Annotated in this window: 26 protein-coding genes; 17 read left to right on the top strand and 9 right to left on the bottom strand. The window is 64.2% G+C overall.

The genetic code is table 11. The features are described 5' to 3' along the window. Positions 1-304 precede the first annotated feature (304 nt). On the top strand, positions 305-730 hold the full coding sequence (locus AC04SI_RS10800) for a Ros/MucR family transcriptional regulator (protein WP_404277456.1): 426 nt from the start codon (positions 305-307) through the stop codon (positions 728-730). 121 nt (positions 731-851) lie between these two features. Here the strand turns inward: AC04SI_RS10800 and AC04SI_RS10795 are convergent, their stop codons facing one another. Further along, complete coding sequence (locus AC04SI_RS10795; protein ID WP_404277458.1) at positions 852-1,280, bottom strand: SufE family protein; 429 nt, start codon at positions 1,278-1,280, stop codon at positions 852-854. A 117-nt stretch (positions 1,281-1,397) separates the two neighbouring features. Beyond that, the gene (locus AC04SI_RS10790; protein WP_192183435.1) at positions 1,398-1,778 is read right to left on the bottom strand and encodes a DUF5330 domain-containing protein; all 381 of its coding nucleotides are present in this window, start codon (positions 1,776-1,778) and stop codon (positions 1,398-1,400) included. Between the two features lie 525 nt (positions 1,779-2,303). Here AC04SI_RS10790 and AC04SI_RS10785 point away from each other — a divergent pair. The 3 genes from AC04SI_RS10785 to AC04SI_RS10775 all read left to right on the top strand — a co-directional run bounded on the left by AC04SI_RS10785 (position 2,304) and on the right by AC04SI_RS10775 (position 5,228). Next, positions 2,304-4,034, top strand: a complete 1,731-nt coding sequence (locus tag AC04SI_RS10785; RefSeq protein ID WP_404277318.1) for an ATP-binding protein — start codon at positions 2,304-2,306, stop codon at positions 4,032-4,034. After that, on the top strand, positions 4,009-4,797 hold the full coding sequence (locus tag AC04SI_RS10780; RefSeq protein ID WP_404277319.1) for a peptidoglycan-binding domain-containing protein: 789 nt from the start codon (positions 4,009-4,011) through the stop codon (positions 4,795-4,797). Before AC04SI_RS10785 ends, AC04SI_RS10780 begins: the two co-directional genes overlap by 26 nt. 83 nt (positions 4,798-4,880) lie before the next feature. Beyond that, complete coding sequence (locus tag AC04SI_RS10775) at positions 4,881-5,228, top strand: DUF1491 family protein (protein ID WP_404277320.1); 348 nt, start codon at positions 4,881-4,883, stop codon at positions 5,226-5,228. Between the two features lie 15 nt (positions 5,229-5,243). Here AC04SI_RS10775 and AC04SI_RS10770 read toward each other — a convergent pair whose 3' ends face one another. The 5 genes from AC04SI_RS10770 to AC04SI_RS10750 all read right to left on the bottom strand — a co-directional run bounded on the left by AC04SI_RS10770 (position 5,244) and on the right by AC04SI_RS10750 (position 10,871). After that, entirely contained in the window at positions 5,244-6,305 is a 1,062-nt protein-coding gene (locus tag AC04SI_RS10770; protein WP_404277321.1) for a hypothetical protein, read from the bottom strand. 394 nt (positions 6,306-6,699) lie between these two features. Then, on the bottom strand, positions 6,700-7,248 hold the full coding sequence (locus AC04SI_RS10765) for a DUF1254 domain-containing protein (protein ID WP_404277322.1): 549 nt from the start codon (positions 7,246-7,248) through the stop codon (positions 6,700-6,702). Next, a complete protein-coding gene (locus AC04SI_RS10760; RefSeq protein WP_404277323.1) occupies positions 7,241-7,825 on the bottom strand; it encodes a DUF1214 domain-containing protein in 585 nt (194 codons plus the stop codon). Before AC04SI_RS10760 ends, AC04SI_RS10765 begins: the two co-directional genes overlap by 8 nt. Before the next feature lie 89 nt (positions 7,826-7,914). Then, positions 7,915-10,074 (bottom strand): transglycosylase domain-containing protein, encoded by a 2,160-nt coding sequence (locus tag AC04SI_RS10755; RefSeq protein ID WP_404277324.1) that lies wholly within the window; start codon positions 10,072-10,074, stop codon positions 7,915-7,917. Positions 10,075-10,232: 158 nt separating this feature from the next. Next, on the bottom strand, positions 10,233-10,871 hold the full coding sequence (locus tag AC04SI_RS10750; RefSeq protein WP_404277325.1) for a TetR/AcrR family transcriptional regulator: 639 nt from the start codon (positions 10,869-10,871) through the stop codon (positions 10,233-10,235). A gap of 113 nt (positions 10,872-10,984) precedes the next feature. Here AC04SI_RS10750 and AC04SI_RS10745 point away from each other — a divergent pair, with 113 nt between their 5' ends. Both AC04SI_RS10745 and AC04SI_RS10740 read left to right on the top strand, forming a co-directional pair. Next, positions 10,985-13,399: a GcvT family protein gene (locus AC04SI_RS10745; RefSeq protein ID WP_404277326.1), complete on the top strand. Its 2,415-nt coding sequence runs from the start codon at positions 10,985-10,987 to the stop codon at positions 13,397-13,399. 12 nt (positions 13,400-13,411) lie between these two features. Further along, on the top strand, positions 13,412-14,965 hold the full coding sequence (locus AC04SI_RS10740; protein WP_404277327.1) for a trimethylamine methyltransferase family protein: 1,554 nt from the start codon (positions 13,412-13,414) through the stop codon (positions 14,963-14,965). A gap of 16 nt (positions 14,966-14,981) precedes the next feature. Here AC04SI_RS10740 and AC04SI_RS10735 read toward each other — a convergent pair whose 3' ends face one another. Then, a complete protein-coding gene (locus AC04SI_RS10735) occupies positions 14,982-15,146 on the bottom strand; it encodes a hypothetical protein (protein WP_404277328.1) in 165 nt (54 codons plus the stop codon). Between the two features lie 102 nt (positions 15,147-15,248). Then, positions 15,249-15,638 carry a hypothetical protein gene (locus tag AC04SI_RS10730; RefSeq protein ID WP_006199711.1) on the bottom strand — a complete coding sequence of 130 codons (390 nt, stop codon included), beginning with the start codon at positions 15,636-15,638 and terminating at the stop codon, positions 15,249-15,251. Positions 15,639-15,954: 316 nt separating this feature from the next. On the opposite strand from AC04SI_RS10730, the gene AC04SI_RS10725 reads away from it, so the two are divergent. The 11 genes from AC04SI_RS10725 to AC04SI_RS10675 all read left to right on the top strand — a co-directional run bounded on the left by AC04SI_RS10725 (position 15,955) and on the right by AC04SI_RS10675 (position 24,692). Next, positions 15,955-16,209 (top strand): hypothetical protein, encoded by a 255-nt coding sequence (locus AC04SI_RS10725; protein ID WP_404277460.1) that lies wholly within the window; start codon positions 15,955-15,957, stop codon positions 16,207-16,209. Then, positions 16,206-16,472: a DUF1488 family protein gene (locus AC04SI_RS10720; RefSeq protein WP_192183447.1), complete on the top strand. Its 267-nt coding sequence runs from the start codon at positions 16,206-16,208 to the stop codon at positions 16,470-16,472. Before AC04SI_RS10725 ends, AC04SI_RS10720 begins: the two co-directional genes overlap by 4 nt. A gap of 386 nt (positions 16,473-16,858) precedes the next feature. After that, the gene (locus AC04SI_RS10715; protein ID WP_404277329.1) at positions 16,859-17,266 is read left to right on the top strand and encodes a DUF3168 domain-containing protein; all 408 of its coding nucleotides are present in this window, start codon (positions 16,859-16,861) and stop codon (positions 17,264-17,266) included. 173 nt (positions 17,267-17,439) lie between these two features. After that, positions 17,440-17,739, top strand: a complete 300-nt coding sequence (locus AC04SI_RS10710; protein ID WP_404277330.1) for a hypothetical protein — start codon at positions 17,440-17,442, stop codon at positions 17,737-17,739. 89 nt (positions 17,740-17,828) lie between these two features. Continuing rightward, a complete protein-coding gene (locus AC04SI_RS10705) occupies positions 17,829-18,494 on the top strand; it encodes a response regulator transcription factor (RefSeq protein WP_006199718.1) in 666 nt (221 codons plus the stop codon). Next, on the top strand, positions 18,478-19,911 hold the full coding sequence (locus tag AC04SI_RS10700) for an ATP-binding protein (protein WP_404277331.1): 1,434 nt from the start codon (positions 18,478-18,480) through the stop codon (positions 19,909-19,911). Before AC04SI_RS10705 ends, AC04SI_RS10700 begins: the two co-directional genes overlap by 17 nt. Positions 19,912-20,029: 118 nt before the next feature. After that, complete coding sequence (locus AC04SI_RS10695) at positions 20,030-20,473, top strand: RT0821/Lpp0805 family surface protein (RefSeq protein ID WP_404277332.1); 444 nt, start codon at positions 20,030-20,032, stop codon at positions 20,471-20,473. A gap of 183 nt (positions 20,474-20,656) precedes the next feature. Further along, a complete protein-coding gene (gene ccmI / locus AC04SI_RS10690; RefSeq protein WP_488474204.1) occupies positions 20,657-21,796 on the top strand; it encodes a c-type cytochrome biogenesis protein CcmI in 1,140 nt (379 codons plus the stop codon). A 3-nt stretch (positions 21,797-21,799) separates the two neighbouring features. Then, positions 21,800-22,243: a cytochrome c maturation protein CcmE gene (ccmE, locus tag AC04SI_RS10685; protein ID WP_120016928.1), complete on the top strand. Its 444-nt coding sequence runs from the start codon at positions 21,800-21,802 to the stop codon at positions 22,241-22,243. Positions 22,244-22,248: 5 nt separating this feature from the next. After that, entirely contained in the window at positions 22,249-24,231 is a 1,983-nt protein-coding gene (locus AC04SI_RS10680) for a heme lyase CcmF/NrfE family subunit (protein ID WP_404277334.1), read from the top strand. Beyond that, a complete protein-coding gene (locus tag AC04SI_RS10675; RefSeq protein ID WP_404277335.1) occupies positions 24,228-24,692 on the top strand; it encodes a cytochrome c-type biogenesis protein in 465 nt (154 codons plus the stop codon). The genes AC04SI_RS10680 and AC04SI_RS10675 overlap by 4 nt, the downstream gene beginning before the upstream one ends. The last annotated feature ends 120 nt before the right edge of the window (positions 24,693-24,812 follow it).

Genomic DNA, 24,812 nt, shown 5'->3' with positions numbered 1-24,812 from the left:
AGCATTCGCTCCTTTTAGCTGTTGCTGCTGATGTAACGGAGGCCTGACGTCGCGTCAGCCGGCGCTGGTCGGGTCAGAAAAATCTCGCTAAGTTACGCAGCGCACGAAATTTTGAAGCTGAACAGCGAATATTTGATTACTATCGCTGAATATAGCGTAATATGCGAATTGACTTACTTGGTTCGCGGGCTCATTAAGATTCCCCGACGCGAATCGCAGGGTCACTCACCTGCATGAAAATTCGCGCGATGCCCGGCCAAAAAAGGGCGCAGTTAGAAACAACTCTCGTTGGGGCCTGAATATGATGGATATCGTCGAAACACCTTCCAGAAACAGCGATGCGCTGATCGAGCTGACCGCCGATGTGGTGGCCGCCTATGTCAGCAACAACCCCGTGCCGGTTGGCGAACTGCCGAACCTTATCGCCGATGTCCATGCCGCTCTCGGGCGCGTGGGCGGAGCCACCGAGGCGCCTGTCGCCGACAAGCAGAAGCCTGCGGTGAACCCGAAGCGCTCCGTCCATGACGACTACATCGTCTGTCTCGAGGACGGCAAGAAGTTCAAGTCGCTGAAGCGCCACCTGATGACCCACTACAATCTGACTCCCGATGAATACCGCGAGAAGTGGGGTCTGGACGCGAGCTATCCGATGGTTGCTCCGAACTATGCCGCGGCTCGCTCGCAGCTTGCCAAGAAGATGGGTCTCGGCCGCAAACGCAAGGGCCGCTGATACTGGTCTTTGCTGATTTCGTTTCGACGACAGACGGCGCCTGCGGGCGCCGTTTTGCTTTGAATGGATTTGTCTGTGTCCGCCGGCAGACGAACAGTCCATCATACCGGCCTATGTCCGGTTAGGCGGTCAGCTTCAGCGCCGCATCGGCGTCGCGCTTGATGCGCTTGACCATCGAGCGGAGGCCGTTGGCGCGCTGCGGCGATAGGTGCTCGTCGAGGCCGAGGCCCTTCAGCGTCGCTTCCGCGTCGGTCTCCCGGATTTCGCTCGCCGGCCGTCCCGAAAACAGCGCCAGCATGATGGCGACCAGACCACGCACGATATGGGCGTCGGAATCGCCCTTGAAAGAGATGACCGGATCGGCGCCCGGTCCCTGTTCGGTGGTCAGCCAGACCTGGCTGACGCAGCCCGGCACCTTGTTGGCGGGGCTACGCTCGGCATCGGGAAATGGCGGCAGCGCTTCGCCCAGTTCGATCACATAGCGATAACGGTCTTCCCACTCGTCGAGCAGGGAAAAGTCGTCGCGGATCGTCTGGATCGTCGTCGTCATCATACCGGATATAGTCATCCGGCACTGTCGCGTCACGGAAAAAGAAGAAAAACACCGCAGGCGTCGAGAGGTCGGACGCGCCTGCGGTGTCGCCAAGATCTGCGGCAGGAAAAGGTCTCAGTTGGTCGTCGGCAGTCTTACAGGTATCTCGACTGTCGCCGGCAGGACGATAGTCTCGGCCACACTGCCGGTGGCAACCGTGGTGTCGGGTCCGGCAGCCTGCTGATCGCTTGCCTGCTGGTCGTCCAGCATGGCGGCCGCGATCTTGGCGGTCTCCTTGGCCCGGGCGGTAATCGTGTGCATGGCGGATTTGCCGGTCTCGCAGACATCGGGTTTGCGCTCGCAAATGCCGGCGATGTCGCCGACCGCTTCGCGCGCCGCAAACAGGGCCTGGATCGGTCCGACGCTCTCGTGACCGGCCTCGTCGGTGCCGACATTCAGCGGCAGCGCCAGCAGCACCAGCGAGAACCAGAAAGCCGCCCTTATAAGAAAGCCCATCGCAATGCCCTCTCGTCCGTGACCGGATCATGCATCCGTCGGCATGACCTCTTTTATGGGCAGTATGGTGGCACACCCGCGCAAAGGACGGCTTGCGCTGAAACCGAGGATTTTCCTCAAATTTTAGGCAAATTCGAAACGATTGGTTTTGCAATCGATTTGACTTGAAAGCTGTCGATTTTTTTCATCAAGCAGTAACCATGCATCTATTTGATTTTTATGAATATTCTCGGGCACGGAGTGACGCTGCCAGCCTGGGCCGAAGGCACGGCGGCGCCCGATCCGCATAACGCTCCATTTACCATGACGGCAGATCGCCTGCGCCGGCGTCCCGATATTTGCCGCGGGCCTGGCGTCGGCCGGGTCCTGCCTTATCCATTCCTTAAACGCTCAATGCGAGTTTCAGATCAATAAGAGCGACCTGCAAAAAGCAGGGCAAATTCACGACCGGGTGCGAGTGCGTTGAGTTCGATTACGGCCAGATACGTCGAATTGCCTGGCGCGATAGCGGCCGGCTGCGAACGTATGGTTCATCCGACCATCACCGTGCCGGATGAGCGCTTGCGCCAGCGCCGGTTCATCGGCGTCATGCTGGCAGCCCCCTTCCTTGCCGCAGGCGCCGCGGTGACGCTGGTCACCTCCAGCCTCGGCGCGGCCGTCACCGTGGCTGCGATCTTCGCTGCCTTCGGCCTGTGCTGGTTCGCCGCCTTGCTTGTCGCCGCGACGGGGCGGATGGCCTTGGCCGGCCAGGCGGCGCTCGCGATGGGCGGCCTCGCGCTTACCGGAGCGATCTTTGCGGCAGGCGGCCTGGCCTCACCGATTGCCCTGTTTGCCGTGGCATTGCCGTTCGAAGCCTGGTGGATCGGCGGATCGAGGCGCGCTGGCCTGTGGGGTGCGCTATGCGCTCTCGCAGCGATCCTGCTGCAGCCCTTTGCCGGTCCCATCCTGCCGCTCGGGCCGTCGCAAATAGCCGCCTGGCACTGGCTTCTGCCGCTGGCCTGGGCATTGACGCTGGCTGTGCGGCTGACGGCGCTGCGCAACCCGGCTAACGCTGGGCATGCGACCCCTGCCGGCGACCATCTCGAGGATATGATCGATGCGGTCGTCCTGCGCGTTGCCAGGCATGGCGAGGTGCTGGATGCCTCGGCCAGGGCGCGCAGCATTCTGAAGCTGCCGCCGGAGCTTCTGTTCGGCGCCGGCCTGTTCGAGCGCGTCCATCTTTCCGACCGCGTCGCCTACCTCAGCGCGCTCGCCGACATGCGCGACGGGGCCGTGGCGCGGCGGGTCGACCTGCGCGTCCGGCTGCCGCGCGACGGCGCTTCGTCCGACAATTTCAGGCCGTTCCGCCTCGACCTGATGCGGGCCGAGCATCAGCAGGATGCGTTCACGCTGCTGCTGCGCGAAAACGACGACGTCGCCGGGCTGCGCGAAGAGCTTGCCGCGGCAAAAGAGGCGACCGCGGCCGCCGAAGTGGCCAAGGGCCGCTTCCTGGCGGTGGTCAGCCACGAGCTTCGCACGCCTTTGAATGCCATCATCGGCTTTTCCGACATGCTGCTGCATGAAATGTTCGGCGCCTTCAAGGATCCGCGCCAGAAGGAATATGTCGGCTTGGTCAGGGACTCCGGCCAGCATCTGCTCGGCGTCGTCACCTCGATTCTCGATGTCTCCAGGATCGAGGCCGGCGCCTACGCGACCGAGCTGGAACCGTTCCGTTTCGTCGAAGCGGTCGACATGTGCCGGTCGATGATGCAGTTGCAGGCCGAGGCCAAGAGCATCCGCCTTACGACGCAGATCGCCCCCGACTCTGGCGAGATCAATGCCGATCGCCGCGCCGTGCAGCAGATCCTGATCAACCTCGTCTCCAACGCCATCAAGTTCACGCCCGATGGCGGTGACGTGCTCGTCGGCGCCAAGCGGGTCGGCTCGCGGCTGCATTTCTGGGTCAGCGACACCGGCATCGGCATTGCCGAGGAGGATTTTGAAAATCTCGGCAAGCCGTTCATGCAGATCCAGAACGACTATACGCGCCGCTTCGAGGGAACCGGTCTCGGCCTGTCGCTGGTCAAGGGCCTGGTGGCGCTGCACGACGGCACGATGTCGATCGAGAGCATGCTGGGCGAGGGCACCACGGTGACGATCAGCCTGCCGGTGAACGGGCCGAAGGGACGTTCGAAGGGCAAGGACGGCGGCGTGCTGGCAATGCCCGCGGTGATGACGAAGGGGGACAGGAATGGCTCGCTCCGCAAAACAGGCTAAGGCGGTCAAGCGCCGCGGCAGTGCCTTCGAGGACGGCGCGATGGCCGTCGGCGGCATGATCTCGCGCAACCCTGTCCTGGTCGGCGGCTCGACCGCCTTCCTGGTCACGTTGTTCTACGTCTCGGCCAATGCGCTCTGGTACCAGCCGTTTCCGCATGCCGGCGCGTTCTTTGCCACCAGGAGCATCGAGGACTTTCCGCGCACAGGCTCAGACGAGCCCGAAACCACCATCAACATCGTGCGTCCGGCGCCGGTCAAAAGCGACCCGACAATCGAAGAGGTCCAGGGCATATTGAAGGACCTCGATTTCTACTCCGGCACCGTCGACGGCATTTCCGGTCCCAACACGCGCAAAGCCATCCAGGCCTACCAGCAGAAAGTCGGTCTGCCGGCCTCGGGCGAAATCGACGCCGTGCTGCTCGATCAGCTCGGCGCCAGGCAGACGACAGCGGCCATTCCGCATCCGGTGCCGAGGCCCGTGGACACCGCTGCCGCCGCCCCGGCCGTCGCCGATCCGACGCCCGCACCCATCCCGGCCTCCGCGCCCTCCAATGCAGAGGCTCAGGCGCCCGATGCCCGCATTATCAAGATCCAGGCCGGGCTGAAGGCATTCGGCAATGACGACATGCAGCTCGACGGCGTCGTCGGCGCCCGCACCAAGGCGGCGATCAAGGAATTCCAGTCGCTCTTCGGACTGCCCGAAACCGGCGAGCCCGACGAGCTCGTCTACGTCAAGATGCGCGAGATCGGCCTGACCAACTGACCCTGGGGGCAGTGGCTGACCGAACCGTTCCTGTTTCCGGCGCGATGCTGTAAGGAGCCGCGCATGTCGACCGGAAACCTCCCATGCGTGTAACCACTGATCTGTGGGTGTCGGCCCTGTTGCGCCGGGTGTTTGCCGCTGGCGGTTTTGCCGCCGTGGTCAAGCGCGGTGCGGCCGAGGCCGGCGCCGTCTTCGTGCTTGCGCGGAGCAGGCTGGGTGAGGTCGCCCTGTTCGGGCCGGCGCCGCAGACAAGCTACGATTCGGCGAAGCCCGACGACCGCTTCTTCACCTTGCTCGGTTCGGGCGACGATGCCGCAATGCTCGACGCCAGGCTGGAGCGGGAGAAGAAATTCGATCCTGATATCTGGGTGCTCGAGATCGAGGCCGGCGCTGTTCCGGTCGAGGAACTGCTTTCGGTCAAGACGGACTAAGGCTTGGATTGATCTCTAGGATGCCTTGCGGCTGGCGGCCGGATCGTCGCCGTTCGACGACTGGCGGCTCTCGGCATTCGCCACTTCGGGGCCATTGCCACGGATCGCTCGCGACAATGCCTCTGCCTTCCAGCCGCGCACCCTGTCCAGCGCCGCCTCGCGATGCAGCAGCCGGTAACGGTCGAGGAACAGCCGGATTGCCTGCGGATGCGGAAACTCCCTCGGGAAGACGGCGACCGCGATCAGAAAGGCCCGGTCCTCGCTGAGGTCGAGTGCCCTGAGCGCGGTAAGCAGCGCGGCATGGCTTGACTGTTCGATCAGCGACCGCGCCGTCTGAAAATCGATGTCGAGCGCATCGGCGAGCGCGGTCTGGAAGAAGGCGGCATTGCCGGTCAGCGCCGTCTCGCGCAGCTTGACGTAGCTCGCCTGGCCGAGGAACGGATTGACGCTGACATCCTCGCCGGCCGTATCGGGGCGCATCATCGCGCGCAGCCGGCGCCTTGCGTTCTCGGCGGCATTGCCGCGGGGCTCCCGCGTTTCCGCGTCGGCTGCAGCGGCGGCCGCTTCCTTCGCCGGCACCGCTTCTGCATTGCCCGGCGCTGCCTCGGTTTTCGCCGGCATTGCCGTCACGATCGTCTGCGGCGGCCGCATCCTGACCAGCGTCGGCTTTTCAAGCGCCTTGATCAGATCCGATATGGTCGGGTTCAGGTCCTTGCGCCGCGCAATGGCGCGCGCATGCGGCAGGCCGTGCCGTCCGATCAGCGCGATGAGGTCGATGTCGCTCAGCGCCCGCGAGCGGATCAGCAGGGGAGCGGCGGTATCGACCGGCTCCTCGGCCAGGCGCCGCACCAGGGCGCTAGGCGCATACTCGCATTCGGAAAGTGCCGCGGCGACATAGCGGCGCGATTCGACCGAAACCTCGCTGAACAGCGGCAGCGTCAGATCTTCGAGCTGGGCGATCTCGCGGCGCGAGGGCCGGGTGAGTGAGCAGAATGCCGACACCACGGCGCGGAACAACCTTTCGGCCTTTCCCGCTTCAGCCCGAATAGCGATTTGCCTGAAATCCGAAGATGACACGGAGGATACGCCCGACACTCGACACGACTTGGACCACGCTCGACCGGGACTGTGTCGGTTTCGCGATTACCAAGAACAAAGATCAAGTTAGCGACGATCCGTTAGCGCTCCGTTAACCCTCTGCCCGCCTTAATCATATTTGGAGGCGTTGCGTTGTGCTCCGGGGCAACCGAGAGGAATGCGCGAACCATGGGCATGGTACTGTCTTTCGTGCCGCGAACGGCACCAACCAATCGAGCAAGTCAAAACACCGGTACGCCGGCGGCGGTGATCATTTTCCCCGGCGTCCGCTACGAACCTTCGCCGCTAACCGGCGATGCGAGGCCAAGCGGTCCGGACAAGCCGGGTGCGCCGAGGACGCCGGTCCCGCATCATTAGGGCGCCGCGGTCGAAATCAGTAGTCCTGCAGCTCGCAGGAACTCTGCTCCAGGAACTGTGAGACGACAGGTTTCCAGCTGTCGTCGGGCACGAAGGAGCGGATGACGAAGATGCCTTCCTCGATCGGCGCTTCGACGAAGATCGCGCCCTGCAGCTCCTCGGGAAGTTGCCTGCGCACATCGATCATCTGAGCCGGCGTCAGCACCACGGTATCGAGCACGCCGCCGGTGGCGCTGTGGTCGTTGAAGGAATAGAGGTTGTGGCCGCTGCGGTCATAGACCGAGACCGACCAGAACGGTACGTTTCCGGGCGCCTTGATACGCACCATGCCCTCGGCGAGGTCGAAGCGGCAGGCCGCGGCGTAAAATAGGGGATCGACGGATTTCACCACCGGCGCACCGCCGGCCTCGGCGTCGAGCCTGGTCATCTTATAGAGGTCCGAGGCCATCGCCAATCGCGACCAGGCGTCGCGTTCGGAAAATTCCGGCACCAGCATCAAGACGACGATATGCACGATGCCGGCACCGAGCAGACCGAGCAGGACGGTGTGCAGCAACTTACGCATTGCAGCCGGCCTTCACGATCCTGGGCAGCGTCACATCGGAAAGGCCGGTGCTGCTGGCGATCGGCGTGTCGTAGAAGGTGAGCACGAAATACATCCGTCCGAAGCCCTCGGTCAGAAGCCAATTGCCAGGGGCCGGGCGGTTGCCGACGGTGATGATCACCGAATTGTCGGGCTGGCGCAGCACCTGATAGGACTGCAGAGCCGCAAGCCTCGGCCTGTCGGTGTCGACCACGCCGAGCGATTGGTCGGCGGCATAGAGGGTCCAGAAACGGGCGGTTGGGAAGCCGCCTTCGATCATGTAGGCGCATTCGCGCCTGAGCTGGTCGCCGCCGGCATCGCGTTCGGCGATGAAGGAGAGCCCCTCGGCCCGGCCGAGCGCCAGCACGCCCTCGCGTGCCACGCGTGCCTTCGAATAGGGGTCGGCCGCTTGCGTGCCGATCTCGGGGAAGGCGGTCCACTGGCCGATCCTGATCGCGCCGACGCCGTCCTGTGCCTTCAGCGCATACCAGACGCTGCTGCCGCCGCCGCCGATGGCGATGGCAAGCGCGACGAGCGTCAGAAAGGCGTTCTTGAGCATCAGGGGCCGGGAACAACAAAGGATTGCCGCTCGGGGATATCGCGGGGCAGGGGCTCGTGGCAAGGCCGGCGTCCGGCTGAATTGGCCGCTCAGAGCGCCGACAGCGTCTCCGGCGCCTTGGGCGGCTCGAGCACGGGCGCTGCCTGGAACATCTTGGTCATCTCCCGCAGCGTCTGAGTGGTGCGGCTGGACAGCACCGGCGGGCGCTCGGCGGCGGCTTCGGCCTCCGCCTGCTCGGCGTTCTTCTTTGCCGCCTCCTCGGCCTTGGCCGCGACTTCCGGATCGACGAAGGGATGATCGAGGCCGGGGATCGGCTTCAAGTCGATGTTCTGGTGCGCGTAGACCATCAGCCGCTGCCACACCATCGCCGGCAGCGTGCCGCCGGTCATGTTCTTGGTCGGGGTGAAGTCGTCATTGCCGAGCCAGACAGCGGCGGTGTAATTGCCGGTGAAGCCGACAAACCAGGCATCGCGGTAGGATTGCGTCGTGCCGGTCTTGCCGGCGACCACGATGTTGGGAAGCAGAGCGCGCCGTGCCGTGCCGATCACCGGCACTGCCGCCAGCATGGTGTTCATGTATTTCAGCGCCTGTTCCGACAGCACGCGGTGCGTCGGCGGCGCGTCCTTGGCCCAGTCGTAGACCACCTCGCCACTACGGGTGACGAGCTGCGTGATTCCGTGCCGCGAACCGACGAAACCGTTCTGCGCGAACACGCTGTAACCGGTCGCCTGGTCCATGACCGTCATGCCCGACGTGCCGAGCACCATGGTCTTGTGCCCTTCGAGCGGCGACTCCACGCCCATCGCTTCGGCCATCGCCTTGATCGGGCCGATGCCGAGATAGTCCTTGGCCAGTCGCACCGGCACGGTGTTGATCGATTTGGCGATCGCCGTGATCAGCGTCACGTTGCCGGCCGAGCCGCCATTGTAATTGTGCGGCGACCAGCCGCCCCAGCTGATCGCGCCGCCGGAAACAACCGAGTCCGGCGTGAAGCCGTGCTCCATGGCGGTGGCATAGACATAGGGCTTGAAGGACGAGCCGGTCTGGCGCAGTGCCTTGGTGGCGCGGTTGAACTGGCTGGCGCCATAGTCGCGGCCGCCGACGATCGCCCTGACCGCGCCATTGGTCTCGATGACCACCACCGCCCCTTCGGTGACGTTGTATTCCTTGCCGAACTGGCGCAGGTGGAATTCGACGGACTCTTCAGCCGCCTTCTGGATGTTGGCATCGAACGTGGTGTGGGCGACGAGCGAGTGCTGGCCGGACTTGGCGGCGATCTTCTTGACCTCGTCGAAGGCCCAGTCGAGGAAATAGTCCGGGCTCTTCTGTTCGCCGCGATCGACGACGTCGGCCGGATGCAGCCTCGCCTGCAGCACCTGGCCTTCGGTCATGAACCCGGAATCGACAAGGTTCGACAGCACCACATTGGCCCGCGCGCGAGCGGCGGGCAGGTTGATATGCGGTGCGTATTTGGTCGGCGCCTTGAACAGGCCGGCCAGCATCGCTGCCTCGGCGAGGTTCAGATCCTTGACGCTCTTGCCGAAATAGAAATCCGCCGCCGCCTCGATGCCGAACGTGCCGCCACCCATATAGGCGCGGTCGAGATAGAGCTGCAGGATCTCCTTCTTCGACAGATTGGCCTCCAGCCAGAGCGACAGGAAGGCTTCCTTGATCTTGCGCTGCAAGGTGCGCTCATTGCTCAGGAACAGGTTCTTGGCCAGTTGCTGGGTGATGCTGGAACCGCCTTGGACGACGGAATTGGCCCGCACATTCTCGAAGATCGCGCGCGACAGGCCGAGCACGTCGATGCCGTAGTGGTCGAAGAAACGCCGGTCCTCGGTCGCCAGCACCGCCTTGATGACATGGTCGGGCATCTCGTCGACCGGCACCGAATCGCGCTGGATGATGCCGCGCTGGCCGATCTCGTTGCCGTAACGGTCGAGGAAAGTGACGGCGAAGTCGCCCTGGGTGCGCCAGTCGCCGGTGGTGATCTGGAAGGCTGGCAAGGCCAGCGCAAAAAGCACCACGATGCCGCCGGCGCCCAGCGTAAACCCTTCGCTCAGCACTTCGACGATGCCGCGCCGCCAGCCTTTGACACGGAAACGCCGGGAAAAGATGGTAGCTGCTTCCCAGAACTGGCGTGCCTTGAAGCCGATCTCGTAGAGCGAGGAATCGAGCCACGCATCCACCGCCAGCAGCGCCGCGGCGATCGGACCTCTTCTCTTGCGTGGCATCAAAGGACTGGTCATTCCAGAATTCCGCCCCACGCCGTGACCTGATTTCAAGACGGCGCCCCGGAGAAGACTATTCGTCCATTTTAGCACTGCTCACAAGGGCAGCGAAGCCACGCCGCGCGGTTTGTTGACTGGGTAGAGAAGGCTTCGAGGCTGATAGCGCCCGGCCGATGTCAGCGCGCCGCGATGAAGCGCATGAAATGCGCCACGTCGGCCTCGCTCGGCTCCTGGCCGGTGAAGCTGCGCAGATAGGCGGCGAGATGACTGACCCGGGCCTCGACCGGCTCCTTGAGGTCGAGCACGTAATAGCCGATCTGCATGTAGTAGAGCACGCGGGCGCGGATGAAGGCGTCTTCCTCGTCGTAGCCGTGCCGGCGGTACATGTCGCGGATGGCGACGAGGCGCTCGTCGTCCGCCTGGTCGATCATGCGCCGCACATCGTCGGAGCGGCGCGCCCATTCGCGAATGGCAAAGTCCAGCCGGGGATCGAACAGCCGCTCGTCGGCCCAGCATTCGAAGACGTTCATGACGCCCATGATGATGCTTTCGGCCGGGCGCCCGGCGCGTTCGACGATCGCCTTGGTGTTGGTGTCGTGCCAGTGCGCGAGCAACTGGTCGAGCAGGTCCTGGCGGCTTTGGAAATACCAGTAGAAGCTCGAGCGCGAGACGCCGAGCTTCTGGCCGAGCGGCAGCACGCGCACGCTTTCGATGCCGTCCGAAATCAGCGTCTGCAGCGCCAGATTGATCCAGTCCCAGCGCGTCACCTTGATGTTGCCTGGCGCCGGCTCGTCCTGGGGTGCAATCATGATCATGTCCGCACAAGTGCCATGGCGCGCAGCGGCGTGCAAGCGGTCTGTACACAAGTGTCTAGACACATATGTACAGTGCCTGTATGGTGAGAGCCTCCAACGAGAGGGAGAGGCTCGTGAAGTCGCACTATCGCGCAGTCGTCATCGGGGGTGGGGTGGTTGGCGCCTCGGTTCTCTACCACCTGGCGCGCTTCGGCTGGAAAGACGTGGCGCTGATCGAGCGCGCCGAACTGACCGCTGGTTCGACCTGGCATGCGGCTGCCGGTTTCCATGCGCTGAACGCCGACCCGAACGTCGCGGCGTTGCAGGACTACACGATAAAACTCTATCGCGAGATCGAGGCCGAGTCCGGCCAGAATGCCGGCCTGCACATGACCGGCGGCGTCAACATGGCCAGCGACCCCGCCCGCTGGGAATGGCTGAAATCGGCTTGGGCGGTGTTCCAGTCGGTCGGCATCGAGACGGCGCGGCTGGTGAGCCCGGAAGAAATCAAGGAGATCTGCCCGATCGTCGATGTCAGCGATGTGCTGGGCGGCCTCTACGATTCCAACGAAGGCCATCTCGACCCCTATGGTACTACCCATGCCTATGCTGGAGCGGCGAAGAAGCGCGGCGCCGAAATCATCCTGCGCAACCGGGTGCTCGACCTCAAGCAGCGCGCCGACGGCGGCTGGGACGTCTTCACCGAACAGGGCATGATCGTCGCCGAGCATGTCGTCAACGCCGGCGGTCTCTGGGCAAAGCAGCTCGGCCGCATGGCTGGCGTCGAGCTGCCGGTGACGCCGATGGAGCATCACTATTTCGTCACCGAGGACATTCCGGAGGTCGCCGCCCTCGACAAGGAACTCGGCCTCGCCGTCGATCTCGATGGCTTTGCCTACCTCCGCCAGGAGCGCAAGGGCGTGCTGCTCGGCGTCTACGAGCAGAACCCGAAGCATTGGAACATGGACGGCGCGCCCTGGGATTACGGCATCGAGCTGATCCCGGAAGACATCGACCGCATCAGCCCGGAACTCGCCAAAGCCTATGAGCGCTTTCCCTGCCTCGCCACCGCCGGCATCCGCAAATGGGTCAACGGCGCCTTCACCTTCACGCCCGACGGCAACCCGATCGTCGGGCCGGTGCGCGGCCTCAGCAACTACTGGGTCGCCTGTGGTGTCATGGCCGGCTTCAGCCAGGGCGGCGGCGTCGGCAAATCGCTGGCCGAATGGATGATCCATGGTGAGCCTGAGGCCGACATCTTCGGCATGGATATCGCCCGCTACGGCGCCTTTGCCGCCAACCGCGAGTATCTGAAACAGACGACGCGGCAGTTCTATGCCCGCCGCTTCGTCATGACCTTTCCCAACGAGCGCCTGCCTGCCGGCCGACCGCTGAAACGCCCCGGCGCCTATGACGGCATGAGCGCTGCCGGATGCGAATGGACCTCGTCCTGGGGCTTGGAAATCCCCGCCTATTTCGCGCCGATGGGTTTTCGCGAAAACACCACGCTGAAGCGCTCCAACGCCTTCGACATCGTCGGCGACGAGGCGCTGCAGGTGCGCCGCGCCGCCGGTCTCGTCGACACCTCCGCCTTCTCGCGCTACGCCGTGTCCGGGCCGGGCGCGGAAGCCTGGCTCGACCGGCTACTAGCCTGCAGGCTGCCGAAGCCGGGGCAGGTGAGGCTGGCGCCGATGCTCGGCCATGACGGAAGGCTGAAGGGCGATCTCACCGTTTTCAACTGGGGTGGCGGCCAATACTGGATCATGGGCTCCTACTATCTCAGGGAATTCCACATGCGCTGGTTCGAGGGGCATGGTGCCGACGGCGTCTCTGTCACCGACATTTCCGACACGATCTCAGGTTTCCTCGTCACCGGGCCGGATGCCCGGGAAATCGTCGCGCGCACCACGCATCAGGATGTCTCGGCGAACGCCCTGCCGTTCATGGCCTGCGGCGCGTTCGACATCGGCATGGCGCAAGCACGTGTCGCGCGGCTGTCGATCGCCGGTGAGGTCGGCTTCGAGATCAATTGTCCGGCCACCATGCATGCCACCTTGCGCGACACGTTGCTTGCGGCCGGCGAGGATCTCGGCCTAGCGGAAGTCGGCTTCTATGCGCTGAATGCGCTCCGGCTGGAAAAGAGCTTTGGCATCTGGTCGCGCGAATTCACCCAGGCCTACACGCCTACCCAGACCGGACTCGACCGTTTCATTGCTTTCTCCAAGGGCGATTTCATCGGCCGCGATGCGGCGCTGACGGAGCGCGATGGCGGCGGCATCAGACAATGCCTGGTGACGCTCGAGGTCGATGCCGTTGACGCCGACGCCAGCGGCTTCGAACCGGTCTGGCATCAGGGCCGGCGCGTTGGCTTCGTCACCTCAGGCGGATATGGCTACACGGTCGGCAAGAGCCTGGCGCTGGCGCTTGTCGATCGCGATTTTGCTCGAGAAGGCACCGCCTTGTCGGTGCATATCGTCGGCGTCGAGCGGCCGGCGCGCGTCATTCCGGCCTCGCCCTACGACCCCGAGGGCAAGGCGATGCGGCAATGAGGAGGAACTGTTATGGTTGATGACGCTGCACGCGACACCAGGCGCGAGCGCCGGCGCGGCCGCACCGGCGAGGCCGGCAGCGAGTCGAGCCGCCGCCCGGACTACCGCTCGCTGAAAAACCCGTTCCTGCCGCAGCCGGTCTTTTCGGACGATCAGGTGGCGGCGATCCACGATACGGCACTGCGCGTGCTGGAGGAACTCGGCATCAAGGTGTTGCTGCCCGAAGCGCGTGAGCGTTTCGCCCGCGCCGGCGCGCTGGTCGACGAGGACAGCCAGATGGTACGCATCGGCCGCGACATCGTCGCGACCGCACTGGCCTCGGCGCCAAAATCCATCCGGGCGCTGGCGGGCGACCGTAGCCGTGACCTGATGCTCGAACTCGGCTCGATGACCTTCCTCGCCGGGGCCGGCGCGCCCAACGTCACCGATCTCGAACGCGGCCGGCGGCCAGGAACGCTTGCCGCTTTTGAGGAATTGACCAAGCTGATCCAGCATTTCGACGTGCTGCATATGCTTTGCCCGTGCATCGAGCCGCAGGACGTCGACAATCGCTTCCGCCACTATGCCGTCAACCGCGCCCAGCTGACGCTGTCGGACAAAGTCCCGTTCATTTTCGCGCGCGGCACGCCGCAGGTCGAAGACGGGTTCGAGATGATCAGGCTGGCGCGCGGGTTCTCCGAAGAAGAATTCTTTGCCGGCGCCCATTGCTACACCGTCATCAACACCAACTCGCCGCGCCAGCTCGACATTCCAATGGCGCAAGGCATCATCGACTTCGCCCGCGCCGGCCAGGTGTCGATCATCACACCGTTCTGCCTGGCGGGCGCCATGGCGCCGATCACTGTGGCCGGCGCGCTGACGCTGCAGCATGCCGAGGCGCTGGCGGGCTTGACCCTTGCCCAGATCGTGCGGCCGGGCGCGCCGGTCGTCTACGGTTCCTTCTCCTCCAATGTCGACATGAAGTCGGGCGCGCCGGCCTTCGGCACGCCGGAGCACGTCAAGGCGACGCTGGGGGCTGGCCAGCTGGCGCGCTTCACCGGCCTGCCCTGGCGTTCGGGCGGTGGCAGCGCCGCCAACATTTCTGATGCGCAGGCAGCCCACGAGACGCAGTTCGCGCTGTGGGGCTCGGTGCTGGCAGGCGCCACCGTCTGCATCCACGCCGCCGGCTGGCTCGAGGGGGGCTTGAGCGTTTCCTTCGAGAAGCTGATTACCGACATCGAGGCGCTGCAGACGGTCGCGGAACTCTGCGCATCAACACCTGGCGACGAGGATGCGATCGGCTTCGAAGCCATAGCCGAAGTGCAGCCGGGCGGGCATTTCTTCGCGGCCAGCCACACAATGGCGCGCTACCGCACCGCCTTCTACGAGCCGCTGGTCGCCGACTGGTCGAATTTCGGCAACTGGACGCAAGCCGGCTCGAAGAGCGCGACCGAACGAGCAACGGGTGTCTGGAAGCGGCTGGTCGCCGACTTCCAGCCACCGACATCCGCCGCTGCTACGTCAGGCATCCTCGATGAGTTCATCGCACGCCGCACCGAACAGGGCGGCGCGGCACCCGTCTCCTGATCAGGACATGCGCCCGCTACATCGGGCGCTTGTCGCCGGCCTTTTGGGGGTCGCGGCGTATCGTGCCGGCGTCGGCCTTCCGATGCTTGTCGGCGGCAAGCCGGCGAATGCGGTCGAAGCGGCTTTCCTCGGCTGGTTCGGTTGCCGGTACAGAATTTGGCTTCGGTACGAACGTTATCATTTGTCGTTCTCCTTGCCGCTGGGTCGCGCCGGGGAAGATCCCCCGGCGGCTGTCTTTCAGGCTCTTATGCAGAGTTCGTTTGTCTCGAAGAGGTAGAAGAGTTCATGCCGCGAGAGCAACCGCACAGCTCGTGGCGCCCAGCCTGTCGGGCGATGCTTCTCCGGGCATGGTCGCCCAGCCGCCCGTCTCAATGAACTGCCGCTTCTTGTAGCTGTCGGTCAGGGCCTTGAACTCGACAAGCTTGGCGGCCGCATCGGGCGCTGCGTTGAAGCGATCGACACAGATGGCCGAGGCCAGTTTGCCCCGCGCCACATCGCCGGCCGTTGCCGACAGTGAGCGCGAGGTGCCGCCTGTCACCCATCCACCCCAGTTGAAACCGATGATCAGCGTGGCGACGAGGGTTACTGCGCATGCCCAGAAAAGCGTGGACTTGGCCGGCTGGTAGTCTTCCCAGCGACGCGCGAGAGATGGCTTGCTGCTTTGTGTGGACACGGAACAAGTTCCTTCCTGATTGGGTTGAGATAGGTCGCCCGGCCGGTCGCGGAGCGGCCGGAATTTCATGGAATTTCTTTCTGGAGCCGGCATGGGTGGCCGCTGCTCCTGTATAGGCGCATTGGCACTCGATAGATAGGAGTGCCAAGAATTATTCGTGCGATACGTGGAAATATTAAAACGTATTATTTTGCCAGATCGTTTTCCGATATTCGGAATATCTAAAATATTTCCAAGTTTGAATTTTGTCGGACGAATGCCTATCTATATCGAACAAGTTCGTTTTCACGATTTCGAGCGCAACGGAGATTTGTCGATGGCCGATGGCAATCAAAGTATCATGGAAAAAGCTGAAGCCCGCTTTGTCGACAAGCAGAAAAAGACTGCGGAGCGAAACAAGGCGACTGCCGAATATATGTCCGAAGCCAAGGCCCGGATCATCAAGACGGCAAGACTGCGCGAATTGCGGCTGGCCAAGGAAGAGGCCGATCGCGTGGCGGAGGCCCTGAACCCGACGCCGAAGAAGAAGCGGGTGGCCAAGAAGATCGCCGCAACGGAGGTCAAGTCATGAGCCTCACATTCCCCAATCGCAGCCGCAGCTATGACGCGGCGGGTCGGCGCATCCGATTTGTCGGCCATGACGGCATGTTCCAGATTTCCTTCTCGGTCGCAGCGGATGCCATGTCGAAGATGCGACCCGAAACCGCAGCCGACGAGGCCGGCTATCTCGCCGCCTTCGATACGGCCAGCAGCGCCATATACGACGTCGCCAGGACGGCCTACGACCGCACCCGCAAGAGCATGTATGTGCTGACAGCGGCTGATTTTCGCTAACTGAATCTTGTTCGCAGTCAGCCGGCTGAGTTGGCAGCAGGATCACCTATTCGCCCGCCGCTCGACATCTTTGCGGTTCAGCCAGTCGAGCATCTCCCCGCATGGCGGCGACAGAGTCGTATTTCCGAGATCATGCGCGTTCATGATCCGGAGAAGACGGACTGATTCGTGCCGTTCCACCATGCGGGTCGTCATCTGGCGGAACGCGCGCAACGCGGCTAGGGCCTGTTCCACCCCAATGGATTGGGATGGCTCTATCTTTTTGTTCGAGCATGATCTTTTCCGAAAACCGGATTCCACTTTTCGGGATCATGCTCTAGGCTGCAAGCGAATTGCCGGTGGTGCAACAAAGCTTGTTCAAGGCGTAACGGGCGAGGGAGAAAACGATGACGGCGCCCGACGATTTGCTGCAGGCCTTATTCCTGAGATTGAAGAGCGATGCCTCGCTGTCGGCGCTGCTGGGCGGCGCCGGCCTGCTCGAGCAGGCAACCGACAACGCTGCCTTTCCCCACGTGACCTGTGGCCGGACCAGCGCTTTTGACCTGGACACTGGCGCCGACAACGATGCCGATCAGCTTGTGACGCTGCATGTCTGGTCGAAAGCCCATGGCGGAGCCGAGACGCGTGTCATCATGGACAGCATCAAGGCGCGCCTTGCCGACGCGGCGCTGGCCATCGGCCCGCATGGCCAGACACGCCTGTCGCTGGAATTCGCCGAGGCCCGCTATGACGAGGATCTGGCGGTCCATCATGGCATGCTGCGCTTTCGCGCCATCACGCAGGAAAACGCCTGACGCGCTTTCAATATCGGTGAAACCGAGTCTAGACTGGACCTTCGCTGGTTTCAGTGGGTTGAGCGGTGGAATCTCAGCTTGATTGTCTCGCGTTGCAGGGGTGTGGCGGGCATGGTTTTTCGGGCGTTCACCGTTCATTTCACGTTCAGCACCGATGCGTTACAACGCTGACCATGAAAACGCTTCGCTCCCATTTCCGAACCGCGACACTGGCGCTTGCAGCGGCCGGCCTGTTTGCGTCGCAGGCGACGGCAATGCCGGTCGTCGCGCCCGCCGACACGCAGCCGATCGTGCTGGCTGCGTCGGACTGCTACGCGATCGGTCAGCAGGTGGCCGAGCAGAATGGCGGCACTCTGGCCAAGGCTTCTCAGACAACGCGCGGTGGCCAGGCGGTCTGCGTCATCGTCGTGCTGGTGCCAGGCAAGGACGGTCAGCGTCCGCGCCGCTCCGAATTCGTCGTTCCGCTGAACTGATCAACCTTCCATCTTACAGGCCTCCGTTTCCCAGGCCGCCGGAATCGGCCTATACCTGACCCCGGATCCGTCAACAGGTTCTAACCGTCATGCGCGTGCTCGTCGTCGAAGATGACAAGGATCTCAACCGGCAGATAGCGGATGCGCTGGTCGATGCCGGCTATGTCGTCGACCGCGCCTTCGACGGCGAGGAAGGGCATTTCCTCGGCGACACCGAACCTTACGACGCGGTGGTGCTCGACATCGGCCTGCCGCAGATGGACGGCATCAGCGTCGTCGAGCGCTGGCGCCGCGGCGGCCGCAAGATGCCGGTGCTGATCCTGACGGCGCGCGACCGCTGGAGCGACAAGGTGTCGGGGATCGATGCCGGCGCCGACGACTATGTCACCAAGCCGTTCCATATCGAGGAAGTGCTGGCACGGGTGCGGGCGCTGATCCGCCGCGCTGCCGGCCATGCCTCGTCGGAATTGACCTGCGGCCCGCTGCGCCTCGACACCAAGGCCTCCAAGGCCGATGTCGACGGCCAGCCGCTGAAGCTGACCTCGCATGAATTCCGGCTGCTGGCCTATCTGATGCACCATATGGGCGAGGTCGTGTCGCGCACCGAGCTGGTCGAGCATCTCTATGACCAGGATTTCGATCGCGACTCAAACACCATCGAGGTCTTCGTCGGCAGGCTTCGCAAGAAGATGGGCATCGACATGATCGAAACCGTGCGCGGCATGGGCTACCGCATGCGTGAGCCGGAGGCGTAAGGCGGAACCTCTCACCTCAAAACCGGTCGTCTCCAAGACGCTTTCGGCGCGGTTCTGGCCGCGCTCTCTGGCGTTTCGCGTCATCGCCTTCTCGACCCTGTGGGCGATCCTGACGCTGGTCGTCATCTTCACCCTCATCACCACGCTCTACCGCCAGGCTAGCGAGCGCGGCTTCGACAGCCTGCTTTCGGCGCATCTGTTCAACCTTATCGGCTCGGTCGGCGTTTCCGAAAGCGGCCAGCTGACCGGCGCGCCGGACCTCGGCGATCTGCGCTTTTCCGAACCGAATTCGGGCTGGTACTGGTCGGTTGAACCGGCCTCCGAGGGCGTGCATGGCGAACTGCACTCCTCTTCGATGACCAAGGCGATTCTTTCGCCGAGCGTCGCCGAGGTTCCCTTCAACACTAGCTTCCAGCGCAGCTATGGCAGCGAAGGCATCCATGGCGAGGAGCTGGAGGTGTTCGAAAGCGAATTCGTCCTCGATGCCAAGAACCGCGCCGCGCGCTTTCGCGTCATGGGCAACCAGACCGAACTGGAGCAGGAGATCGCCAGCTTCCAGCGCCGCCTCCTGACCTATCTCTCGCTGTTCGGCGTCGGCATGATCGCCATCAACGCCTTCGCCATCCTGATCGGCCTGCAGCCCTTGCGCCGCGTCCGCAACGCGCTCGCGATGGTGCGCGAGGGCACGGCGCAGCGGCTCGACGGCAGTTTTCCGGCCGAGATCGAACCGCTGGCCAACGAGACCAACGCACTGATCGAGAACAATAAGCGCATCGTCGAGCGTTCGCGCACGCAGGTCGGCAACCTCGCCCATTCGCTGAAGACGCCGCTGGCCGTGCTGCTCAACGAGGGCCGGGCGCTCGGCGGCGCCAAGGGCCAGCTCATCACCGAGCAGGCCGCCTCGATGCAGAAGCAGGTCGACCATTATCTGCAGCGGGCGCGCGTCGCCGCCCAGCGCGACAGCGTCGTCTACCGCACCCCGGTGGCGCCCCTGGTCCAGCGCATGGTGCGCGTGCTGCAAAAGCTCAACCCTGAGACAACCCTCACGCTTTCACTGCCGGCCACCGACATCATCTTCGGCGGCGAGCGCGAGGACCTGGAGGAACTCTTGGGCAATCTCCTCGACAACGCCATGAAATGGGCCAGGGGTGCGGTCGCCGTGTCGGTCTCGCCTGTCCCCGGCAAGGATGCCAATTTGTTCGAGATCGCCATCGAGGATGACGGTCCAGGCATTCCCGAGGACAAGGCGCGCGAGGCGCTGAAGCGCGGACGGCGCCTCGACGAAACCAAACCTGGCACGGGGCTCGGCCTCGCCATTGTCGCCGACCTCGTCAACGAGTATGGAGGCGGTCTGGCGCTTGAACGCTCCGTCATGGGCGGGTTGAAGGCGGCGGTGCGGTTGCGGAGCCTTCAGTGATGCTATTTTCAATGGTGGGCCGCGGCCAAATTTCCGACAAATATCAATACTATGGCCTTGCCGGCTTCCCGATGGCGCGGCCCCCAGTTCATCCTGCTCGAGAAATCCGGTTGTTGGCATGAAGATTCGCGTCGCGCTCCTTTCCGCACTGCTCGCCGTTTCCGGCTGTGGGACGTTGGGCAAGGGCGGCCCTGGCGCGGCGGTCACGCCGGCGCCGGCCGCCACGCCTCAGGCCGGCAGCAAGGTGGCGACGACGATCATTTCGGCCATGGGCGGTGGCCTTGTCGGCGGATCGATCGGCTCCGGACTGAGCGATGCCGACAAGCGCAAGGCGCTGGAAGCCGAATACAAGGCGCTCGAATACACGGCGAGCGGCCAGAAGGTGACATGGAAAAGCGACAGTTCGGGCCGCTCGGGCGAAGTCGTTGCCGCCCAGCCTTATCGGGTCGGCTCGCAGGACTGCCGGCAATACACCCATACGGTGTTCAGCGGCGCCGCCGGGGCCACCGCGCGCGGCACCGCCTGCCGCAATGCCGACGGCAGCTGGACGCCGCTGACCTGATCAATGCTTGTCGCCCAAAAGTGCGCAGCGGTTTTGGGATAACGACATGCATCAAGAGGAAGCCGGATCGGGTTCAGATCCGATCCGGTTGACATCGGTCAAGGACAGACGGCGCACGTGCCGTCAAAGCGTCGCAGGATGCCCATGTTGGCAGGGCAGGGCTCTGCCGGTATTGGATGAAAGATGCTGTTCTGGGTCATAGCCGCTATCCTCACGCTAGGCGCCAGCCTTGCGGTGCTGCTGCCGCTGGCCGGCGGCCCGACGGGCGCGTCGGCGGCCGGCGACCACGACCTCGAAGTCTATCGCGACCAGCTGTCCGAGCTTGACCGCGACGTGGCGCGCGGCCTGATCCAGCCGGCCGAGGCCGAGGAGGCGCGTGCCGAAATCGGTCGCCGCATCCTGCGCCTCGGCGCTCCCGGTCAGCCCGACACGGTGGCGGCGCGGCGGCCATCGCTGGCGGCAAGGCTGGTGGCGACAGTGGCGGTGCTGGCGGTTCCGCTGGTCAGCTGGGGGCTTTACATCAAGCTCGGCTCGCCCGATTTGCCTTCGCAGCCGCTCGCCGAGCGGCTCGCCAAGAATCCTGCCGACTCCTCGGTGGACGAGCTGGTGGCGCGCGCCGAGGCGCATCTGGCCGCCAACCCTTCCGATGGCCGCGGCTGGGACGTGCTGGCGCCAATCTATCTGCGCCTGCAGCGTTATTCCGACGCGGTGAGCGCCTATCGCAACGCTATCCGCCTCGACGGCGAAAGTGCTGCCCGCCAGGCCGGCCTCGGCGAGGCGATCGCCAATGCCGCCGGCGGTATCGTCTCGGTCGAGGCGCAGGACGCGTTCGAGGCGGCGTTGAAGCTCGATCCGGCCAATGCGAAGGCAAGCTTCTACCTGGCAATGGGCCTGGCGCAGGAAGGCCGTACAGGCGAAGCAACGGCGGCATGGCAGAACATGCTCGGCACACTGCCGCCGGAATCGCCCTGGCGCCGCGCCGTCGAGCAGGCGCTGGCCGAAAACGTGAAGACGGCCGTCGCGTCGGGAGCGCCCGCCAACGGCCCGGGTGCACAGGCGGTCGAAGCGGCGCAGTCGATGTCGCCGCAGGACCGCCAGACGATGATCGAAACCATGGTCGCCGGGCTCGACGAGAAGCTCAAACAAAACCCGCGCGACACGGAAGGATGGATGCGGCTTATTCGTTCCTATGTCGTGCTTGGCAAGGCCGACCAGGCGCGCGATGCGCTGAGCCGCGGCATAGCCGTCTTTGGCGCCGACAGCGAGGAAGCGAAAAAGTTCACCGCCTTTGCCGCCTCGCTCGGCCTGACGGTGACGGAGTAGACGATGACGCGCAAGCAGAAGAGATTGTCAGTGATCGTCGCGGGGCTGGCTTTCCTCGGTGCCGCCACCGGTCTCACCTTCTACGCGCTCGGCCAGAAGGCCTCCTACTTCTACATGCCCGGCGATCTTGCTACGGCAACCGTCCAGCCCGGCCAGCGTATCCGACTCGGCGGCCTCGTCGAAAAGGGCACGATCGAGCGGGGGCAGGGCGCGACCGTTGCCTTTTCGGTGACCGACAAGCAGAAATCGGTCAAGGTCACCTATACCGGCATCCTGCCCGACCTGTTCCGCGAGGAGCAGGGCGTCATCACCGAGGGCAGTTTCGGCCCGGACGGCGTCTTTGTCGCCGACAGCGTGCTGGCAAAGCATGACGAGCGCTACATGCCCAAGGAAGTCGCCGACGGCCTCAAGGCCAAGGGCGTCTGGCAGGAGAGCAAGAGTGAGTAACGCGCTTGGTTGAAACCGGACATTTCGCCCTCGTCCTCGCCTTCGCGCTGTCGCTGGTGCAGATGCTGGTGCCTCTCTATGGCGCGCGCGCCGGCAACCAGAAGATGATGGCGGTCGGCGGTCCGGTGGCGGTGACAGGCTTCGCGCTCACCGCGCTCTCTTTCGCGGCGTTGGCAATCGCCTACGCAAGCTCCGACTTCTCGGTGGCGAGCGTCTGGGAGAATTCGCATTCGCTGCAGCCACTGATCTACAAGATCACCGGAACCTGGGGCAATCACGAAGGCTCGATGCTGCTCTGGGTGCTGATCCTGACCTTCTTCGGCGCTCTTGTTGCCGCCTTCGGCTCCAACCTTCCGGCAACGCTCAAGGCCAATGTGCTGGCCGTGCAGGGCGCTATCGGCGCCGCCTTCTTCCTGTTCATCCTGGCGACGTCCAATCCCTTCACCCGGCTCAATCCGGCCCCGATCGAGGGCCGCGACCTCAACCCGGTGCTGCAGGATCTCGGCCTCGCCATCCATCCGCCGCTGCTCTATCTCGGCTATGTCGGCTTCTCGATCTGCTTTTCATTCTCGGTCGCGGCCCTCATCGAGGGCCGAATCGACGCCTCCTGGGCGCGTTGGGTACGGCCGTGGACGCTGGTCGCCTGGATGTTCCTCACCGGCGGCATCGCCATGGGCTCCTACTGGGCCTACTACGAGCTCGGCTGGGGCGGCTTCTGGTTCTGGGATCCGGTCGAGAACGCCTCCTTCATGCCATGGCTGGCAGGCACGGCGCTGCTGCATTCTGCGATCGTCATGGAAAAGCGCTCGGCGCTGAAGATCTGGACGCTGCTGCTCGCCATCCTCACCTTCTCGCTGTCGCTGCTCGGCACCTTCCTGGTGCGCTCCGGCGTGCTGACCTCGGTGCATGCCTTCGCCACCGACCCGACGCGCGGCGTCTTTATCCTCTGCATCCTGACGCTGTTCATCGGCGGCTCGCTGGCACTGTTCGCCTTGCGCGCCTCGAGGCTGACGGCCGGCGGCCTGTTCCATCCGATCTCGCGCGAAGGCGCTTTAGTCCTCAACAATCTGTTCCTCACCACCGCAACCGCCACCGTCCTGGTCGGCACGCTCTATCCGCTGGCGCTCGAAGCCGTCACCGGCGGCAAGATCTCGGTCGGCGCGCCGTTCTTCGACCTGACATTCGGCCCGCTGATGCTGCCGCTGCTGGCGATCGTGCCGTTCGGTCCGCTGCTTGCCTGGAAGCGCGGCGACGTCTTCGCCGCCGCGCAGCGCCTGATGACGGCCTTTGCCGCGGCACTTGCCGCCATGCTGGTAACGGTCCTGTTCGTCGATGGCGCCTCGGTGTTTGCCGCGCTTGGCGTCGGCCTTGCCGTCTGGCTGGTCTGCGGTGCGCTCACCGATCTCGCCGTCAAATCGGGCTTCGGTTCGGTGACGCCCACCATCATGCTGCGGCGCTTCGCCGGCCTGCCGCGCTCGGTGTTCGGCACCGCGCTCGCCCATCTCGGCCTTGGCCTGACGCTGCTCGGCATCGTCGGCACGCTCAGCTTCGGCACCGAGAAGATCCTGTCCATGCATGCCGGCGAGACCGTCGAACTGTCCGGCAACACGCTGCGCTTCGAAGGGCTCTACCCGGCGCAAGGGCCGAACTACAGCGAGGATCGCGGCCGCTTCGTCGTCATCGGCGCCGACGGCAATGCCAGGGGCGAGATAAGCTCGGCCAAGCGCTTCTATCCGGTGCGCCAGACGACCACGACCGAATCCGGCATCAGGACTGTTTGGTTCAGCCAGCTCTATCTGTCGCTGGGCGATGAGGGCAATGACGGCTCCGTCGTCGTCAGGCTGTGGTGGAAGCCGCTGGTGACGCTGATCTGGGGCGGTGGCCTGGTGATGATGGCGGGCGCGGCAATGTCGCTGATGGACCGCCGACTGCGCGTCGGCGCGCCGTCGCGCCGCAAGAAACTCGTGCCTTCCGCGAGCCTGTCATGATGGCAAGGTTCTCGCTGGCTTCGCTGGTGCTGTTGCTGGCCCTGCTGTTCGCCGGCAGCGCCTTCGCGGTGAAGCCTGACGAGGTGCTCTCGGATCCCGCGCTGGAGGCGAGGGCGCGAACCCTGTCGGAAGGGCTGCGCTGCATGGTCTGCCAGAACCAGTCGATCGACGAATCCGACGCCGATCTCGCCCGCGACCTGCGCATCCTGGTGCGTCAGCGGCTTGTCGCAGGCGACACCGACCAGCAGGTGATGGACTATGTCGTTTCGCGCTACGGCGAGTTCGTGCTGCTGAAGCCGCGCTTCAGCCTGAGCAATGCCTTGCTCTGGGGCACGCCGGTGCTCTTGCTTCTGGCCGGCGGCATCTTCATCGTGCTCACGGCGCGATCGCGCCGTTCGACGGCAACGAAGGCTCTGACCGCCGAGGAGCAGGCGGCGCTGGACAAGATGCTGCGCGACTGATCGCCAACATTACAAAAGTTTCATGCACCGGAAATGGCGCCGTAATGTGCGCCTCTCTATTCCTCTCGATCGAGGATGTCCTGGCTAAGCCGCATCCAATCAAAAGAGGATACGAGACCC

The organism is Mesorhizobium sp. CNPSo 4689 (assembly GCF_057784325.1).
This window is presented reverse-complemented; position numbering and strand designations above follow the sequence as displayed.

Coding starts and splice junctions, on each gene's coding strand:
- AC04SI_RS10710 (WP_404277330.1), top strand. CDS start 17,440: ATGAAAACGCTTCGCTCCCATTTCCGAACCGCGACACTGGCGCTTGCA.
- AC04SI_RS10735 (WP_404277328.1), bottom strand. CDS start 15,146: ATGATAACGTTCGTACCGAAGCCAAATTCTGTACCGGCAACCGAACCA.
- ccmE (WP_120016928.1), top strand. CDS start 21,800: ATGACGCGCAAGCAGAAGAGATTGTCAGTGATCGTCGCGGGGCTGGCT.
- AC04SI_RS10795 (WP_404277458.1), bottom strand. CDS start 1,280: ATGACGACGACGATCCAGACGATCCGCGACGACTTTTCCCTGCTCGAC.
- AC04SI_RS10790 (WP_192183435.1), bottom strand. CDS start 1,778: ATGGGCTTTCTTATAAGGGCGGCTTTCTGGTTCTCGCTGGTGCTGCTG.
- AC04SI_RS10755 (WP_404277324.1), bottom strand. CDS start 10,074: ATGACCAGTCCTTTGATGCCACGCAAGAGAAGAGGTCCGATCGCCGCG.
- ccmI (WP_488474204.1), top strand. CDS start 20,657: ATGCTGTTCTGGGTCATAGCCGCTATCCTCACGCTAGGCGCCAGCCTT.
- AC04SI_RS10740 (WP_404277327.1), top strand. CDS start 13,412: ATGGTTGATGACGCTGCACGCGACACCAGGCGCGAGCGCCGGCGCGGC.
- AC04SI_RS10785 (WP_404277318.1), top strand. CDS start 2,304: ATGGTTCATCCGACCATCACCGTGCCGGATGAGCGCTTGCGCCAGCGC.
- AC04SI_RS10725 (WP_404277460.1), top strand. CDS start 15,955: ATGGCCGATGGCAATCAAAGTATCATGGAAAAAGCTGAAGCCCGCTTT.
- AC04SI_RS10715 (WP_404277329.1), top strand. CDS start 16,859: ATGACGGCGCCCGACGATTTGCTGCAGGCCTTATTCCTGAGATTGAAG.
- AC04SI_RS10695 (WP_404277332.1), top strand. CDS start 20,030: ATGAAGATTCGCGTCGCGCTCCTTTCCGCACTGCTCGCCGTTTCCGGC.
- AC04SI_RS10760 (WP_404277323.1), bottom strand. CDS start 7,825: ATGCTCAAGAACGCCTTTCTGACGCTCGTCGCGCTTGCCATCGCCATC.
- AC04SI_RS10780 (WP_404277319.1), top strand. CDS start 4,009: ATGGCTCGCTCCGCAAAACAGGCTAAGGCGGTCAAGCGCCGCGGCAGT.
- AC04SI_RS10750 (WP_404277325.1), bottom strand. CDS start 10,871: ATGATCATGATTGCACCCCAGGACGAGCCGGCGCCAGGCAACATCAAG.
- AC04SI_RS10775 (WP_404277320.1), top strand. CDS start 4,881: ATGCGTGTAACCACTGATCTGTGGGTGTCGGCCCTGTTGCGCCGGGTG.
- AC04SI_RS10720 (WP_192183447.1), top strand. CDS start 16,206: ATGAGCCTCACATTCCCCAATCGCAGCCGCAGCTATGACGCGGCGGGT.
- AC04SI_RS10675 (WP_404277335.1), top strand. CDS start 24,228: ATGATGGCAAGGTTCTCGCTGGCTTCGCTGGTGCTGTTGCTGGCCCTG.
- AC04SI_RS10765 (WP_404277322.1), bottom strand. CDS start 7,248: ATGCGTAAGTTGCTGCACACCGTCCTGCTCGGTCTGCTCGGTGCCGGC.
- AC04SI_RS10800 (WP_404277456.1), top strand. CDS start 305: ATGGATATCGTCGAAACACCTTCCAGAAACAGCGATGCGCTGATCGAG.
- AC04SI_RS10705 (WP_006199718.1), top strand. CDS start 17,829: ATGCGCGTGCTCGTCGTCGAAGATGACAAGGATCTCAACCGGCAGATA.